The organism is Mesorhizobium sp. M2A.F.Ca.ET.067.02.1.1, assembly GCF_004023285.1.
In the GTDB taxonomy this organism is placed as follows: domain Bacteria; phylum Pseudomonadota; class Alphaproteobacteria; order Rhizobiales; family Rhizobiaceae; genus Mesorhizobium.
In genome coordinates this window covers 1-4,292 of record NZ_RZSB01000519.1, presented here as the reverse complement: position 1 = coordinate 4,292, position 4,292 = coordinate 1, and the positions used below count along the sequence as shown (strand labels likewise).

Annotated in this window: 5 protein-coding genes and 1 pseudogene; all 6 read left to right on the top strand. The window is 64.9% G+C overall.

Annotated features, from left to right (window positions below; translation table 11 throughout):
* A pseudogene (locus EOA28_RS26555) lies at window positions 1-258 on the top strand (metallophosphoesterase); the annotation flags it as partial.
* 162 nt (window positions 259-420) lie between these two features.
* The gene (locus EOA28_RS26550) at window positions 421-1,824 is read left to right on the top strand and encodes a patatin-like phospholipase family protein (RefSeq protein WP_127251330.1); all 1,404 of its coding nucleotides are present in this window, start codon (window positions 421-423) and stop codon (window positions 1,822-1,824) included.
* 19 nt (window positions 1,825-1,843) lie between these two features.
* Window positions 1,844-2,497, top strand: a complete 654-nt coding sequence (locus EOA28_RS26545; RefSeq protein WP_127251326.1) for a glutathione S-transferase family protein — start codon at window positions 1,844-1,846, stop codon at window positions 2,495-2,497.
* A 94-nt stretch (window positions 2,498-2,591) separates the two neighbouring features.
* Window positions 2,592-2,921 (top strand): YciI family protein, encoded by a 330-nt coding sequence (locus tag EOA28_RS26540; RefSeq protein WP_127251327.1) that lies wholly within the window; start codon window positions 2,592-2,594, stop codon window positions 2,919-2,921.
* Window positions 2,922-3,129: 208 nt separating this feature from the next.
* Window positions 3,130-3,474, top strand: a complete 345-nt coding sequence (locus EOA28_RS26535; RefSeq protein ID WP_127251331.1) for a YkgJ family cysteine cluster protein — start codon at window positions 3,130-3,132, stop codon at window positions 3,472-3,474.
* A gap of 69 nt (window positions 3,475-3,543) precedes the next feature.
* Window positions 3,544-4,155 carry a LysE family translocator gene (locus EOA28_RS26530; RefSeq protein WP_127251328.1) on the top strand — a complete coding sequence of 204 codons (612 nt, stop codon included), beginning with the start codon at window positions 3,544-3,546 and terminating at the stop codon, window positions 4,153-4,155.
* Window positions 4,156-4,292: the final 137 nt, after the last annotated feature.

Sequence of the window (4,292 nt, the reverse complement as noted above, 5' to 3'; positions counted from 1 at the left end):
GAGGCCGACCGCCAGGCTCTGCTGGCGGCGATCAGCGGCTACAATGTCATCGCGATCTTCCACGGCCATGAGCACGAAGTGCCGATGATCTACCAGCGCGACGGCCTCGATCTCGTCAAGCCGAAGGCGGCCTATATGGGCGGCTTCGCGCTCGCGCGCATCACGGCCGACAACATGGATGTGGTGCTGGGCGAGGCGGCCGGCGACCGTGGCGAGATCGTCTTCACCAACGCTTTCGCCAAGCAATTCCAGACATGAAAAGGCCGCCCGCGGCGGCCTCCATGGTGCCTGTCATCCTGGTGCTTGCGGGGTGCGGTTGCATCGGGCGACGCAATCCGGTTAGGCTCGCCGCGGCTGCCGGAGAGGGCAGCCCTGGGGGAACCGGGTTTGCGTCTTCGTGTAGCTTTTGTCGCTGTCCTGATGGCCCTGGCTGGCTGCGTCACTGACGACGTTGGACCGATCAACACGCTCACCAGGCAAGCCGGTCGCCCATCACCCACTTACATCCCAGACCCCGCCGATGATGGCTCGACCGTGGTCGGACTGGCGTTTTCCGGCGGCGGCACGCGGGCCGCCGCTTTCTCCTACGGCGTGTTGCGGGCGCTGGACGACGTCGTCGTCGATCAACGCCCGAAACGGCGCACGCTGATCGACGACATCAGGATGATTTCAGGCGCTTCGGGCGGCGCGGTCGCCGCCGCTTATTTCGGCTACAAGGGCAGGGACGGCTACCGGGATTTTCGTGAGCGCTTCCTGACCCAGAACGCCGAAGCCGATCTCAGGACATCGTTCTCCCCGGTCAACTTCATCCGCGCCTATTATGGCGGTGTCAACGACCGCAGCGGTTTCGCCAGATGGTTGAACCACCATCTGTTCGACGGCGCGACCTTCAAGGCCCTGCACCGGCCGAAAGGTCCGATCGTCTGGATCAACGCCTCCGACATCTACAACCGCACGCCGTTCCTCTTCACCTACGACACTTTCGCGGCGCTCTGCAGTGACCTCGACCAACTGCGGATTGCCGACGCTGTCGCGGCATCGGCCGCCGTGCCGATCGTCTTCGCGCCGATCGTGGTCTCGGCGACCAGCCCGCATTGCGGTTACCGCATGCCGCAATGGCTGAGCGAGGCGCTTGCGGACCGCAACGCCTCGCTGCGGCTCAAGGCCTATGCCAGCGCGCTCGATTCCTATCAGAACGACGATCCGCTCGACTATGTGAAGCTGCTCGACGGTGGGCTGACGGACAATATCGGCGTCACCGGCTTCGCGCTTGAGCGCTCCGCCGCCGGCACGCCTTACGGGCCGCTGTCGCCGTCGGCCGCGGTCCGCCTGACGACGCTGATCTTCATCGTCGCCGACGCCGGGAGCGACAGCGATGTGAACTGGGCGAAGTCGCTGCACGGGCCAAAGGCCGCCGAGCTCCTCGACGCCGTGACCAGCACCACGCTTGCCGCCTCGGTGCGTGACGAGTTCGATGCGCTGAAGCTTGCGGTCTCGCAATGGAAGGGCGAGCTGGTGCGTTATCGCTGCGAGCTGCCGCCCTCGACCGTTTCGGCCTATCGCGGTTCGTCGGCCCGGTGGAACTGCCGTGACGTCCGCCTTGTGGTCCAGCACCTTTCCTTTGCCGATCTCGATCCGGCGACGCAGGCGAAGCTGAACGAGATTCCGACCAGGCTCAGGCTGCCTGTCGACCAGGTCGACCTCACGATCGATGCGGGCCGCAGGGCGCTCGAGGTCAATCCCGACATACACACGGCAGTCGCCGCGATCCAGGCCCGCGCCGGCGTGAGGCCGCCGGCGATCACGACGGCCGAAGCGAATTGACATCATCAGGAGACAGGTCTTGGCAGAGTTCACCCTCTATATCGGCAACAAATGCTTTTCCTCCTGGTCGCTCAGGCCTTGGGTGGCCATGCAGCACCTGGAAATACCTTTCGAGGAGGGCTTCGTGCGGCTGCGCACGCCGCAGACCGCGGCCAACCTTGCCAAGGCGTCGCCGACCGGCCTTGTGCCGGTGTTGAATCACAATGGCAGGATCGTCTGGGAAACGCTTGCCATCCTTGAATATCTTGCTGACCTCTACCCTGAGAAGAAGCTCTGGCCGGAGGACCTCGGCGCTCGCGCGCTGGCGCGCTCGGTTGCGACCGAGATGCATTCCGGCTTCCGCGAGGTCCGCTACGGCTGGCCGATGAATCTGCGCCGGCCGAAATCGCACACGCCGCTCGATGCCGAGGGCGAGGCACAGCGGGCGCGGATCGAGGCGATCTGGCGCCAGTGCCGCGAGCAATATGGTCAGGGCGGCCCCTTCCTGTTCGGCCATTTCACTGCGGCCGACGCCATGTATGCGCCGGTGGTCACGCGCTTCGACACTTATGGCGGCGATCTGGCGCCCGTCACCCGCGCCTATGTCGATGCGGTCTTGGCGATGCCTGCGATGCGTCACTGGTATGCCGAAGCCGCCAAGGAGCCATGGCCGGAGCCTGGCCCGGACGAATAGAGCTATTCAGGAAGAAGGTGTAACGTTTCGTGGAAGTTGCGCGGCGGATCCACCCGTGGGCGGCCGGCGGCAATAGACTTTCAGGGAGGCGGCGATGGCCAACAGTGAAGCACCGCATGAAGCCACGGCGTCAACGATCTTCCATTGCCGGTTGATCCCGCCGCGGCCGGATTTCGCCCTCACCATGACGGAGGAAGAAAGGGCGCTGATGGGCCGGCATGCCGACTATCTGCGCGAGAAGCTCCGCGAAGGCATCATGATCATGGCAGGCCCGGTCGCCGATCCGGCCGGCCCATGGGGGCTGCTGATCCTGCGTGCCGGCAGCGAGGCGGAGGCGAGGGCCGTGACCGACGCCGACCCGGTGGCGCGTTCGGGCCGCGGCTTCCGCTATGAGATCCTGCCGCTGTTGAGCGTGATCATGTAGGCCTGATGAAAAACGCCTCTCGCGCTTTTTACACGCGGGAGGCGTCTTTGCCGTCAACCTTTCTCGATCGCTCTCGAATTGCTGACAGCAGGGATAAAACCGGCAGCCGGCGAAAGGGTTCCCGGCAAAACGAAAAAATCATGCTGTCGGGAAAAATTGCGTGGAAGGATGGACGAACGCCGCAATCCTGCGCCAAGACAAGGCACGCATGAGGATCGCCTTGCCGCCCGACCCCGCCATCACCGTATCGTTTTCGCAAGGCGTCGCCTTCGACTGCCAGAGCTGCGGAGCCTGCTGCTCCTATTCGGCCGACTGGCCGCGCTTCTCGACCGAGGAGGATGAGCAACTGGACCGCATCCCGCTCGAACTGGTAGCCGCCGACCAGTCCGGAATGCGCTGCGAGGGTGCGCGGTGCTCTGCGCTCACCGGGGAGGTGGGTAAGCACACGGCCTGCGGCATCTATGATCTCCGCCCGGATGTCTGCCGCGCCTGCATGCCCGGCGGCGACGACTGCCTGATGGCAAGGACGGCGCATGGGTTGTCGGTGAGCTAGTCTCCACCCGCTTGCCGAAGTCCACACCTCCCGGTACCTTCCGGCCGGGCAGGGCCGCGGAGGAAATCCATGAGCATCGAATTCCTGTTAACGTCGCTGATCATCGTGGCCTCGCCCGGCACCGGCGTCCTCTACACGCTGAGCGCCGGCCTCTCGCGCGGCGCACGCGCCGCTGTCGTCGCCGCATTCGCCTGCACGTTGGGCATCATCCCGCATATGGCGGCCGCCATCACTGGCCTCGCCGCTGTGCTGCACACCAGCGCCGTCGCCTTCGAGACGCTGAAATATCTCGGCGTCGCCTACCTGCTCTACATGGCTTGGAACACGTTGAAGGAGAAGGGCGGGTTGAGCATCGACGAGGACGCCGCGCCGCGCTCGACCGCCAGGACGATCACCGCTGGCATCCTGGTCAACGTGCTGAACCCGAAACTGTCGATCTTCTTCTTCGCCTTCCTGCCGCAATTCGTCAGCACCACCGAGCCGCATGCGCTGCCCAGAATGCTGGAGCTCTCCGGCGTCTTCATGCTGATGACCTTCGTCGTCTTCGCCGTCTATGGCGTCTTCGCGGCCTCGGTGCGCAGCCACATCGTGTCGCGGCCGAAGGTGTTGACCTGGATGCGCCGCAGCTTCGCCGCTGCCTTCGTCATGCTTGGCGCCAAGCTGGCTGTGGCGGATCGCTAGCTCCCTGATCCATTCGCCGTTTCGGAAGCCTCGTCGCTTCCGGAGCCCGCCGCAACTCTAACGCCCAGGCGCCAGGCCGAGGGCGGTACGCCGATCATCTTCTTGAAGGCCTGGCTGAAAGCCGCTTCGGATTCGTA

Coding starts and splice junctions, on each gene's coding strand:
- EOA28_RS26535 (WP_127251331.1), top strand. CDS start 3,130: ATGAGGATCGCCTTGCCGCCCGACCCCGCCATCACCGTATCGTTTTCG.
- EOA28_RS26530 (WP_127251328.1), top strand. CDS start 3,544: ATGAGCATCGAATTCCTGTTAACGTCGCTGATCATCGTGGCCTCGCCC.
- EOA28_RS26550 (WP_127251330.1), top strand. CDS start 421: ATGGCCCTGGCTGGCTGCGTCACTGACGACGTTGGACCGATCAACACG.
- EOA28_RS26540 (WP_127251327.1), top strand. CDS start 2,592: ATGGCCAACAGTGAAGCACCGCATGAAGCCACGGCGTCAACGATCTTC.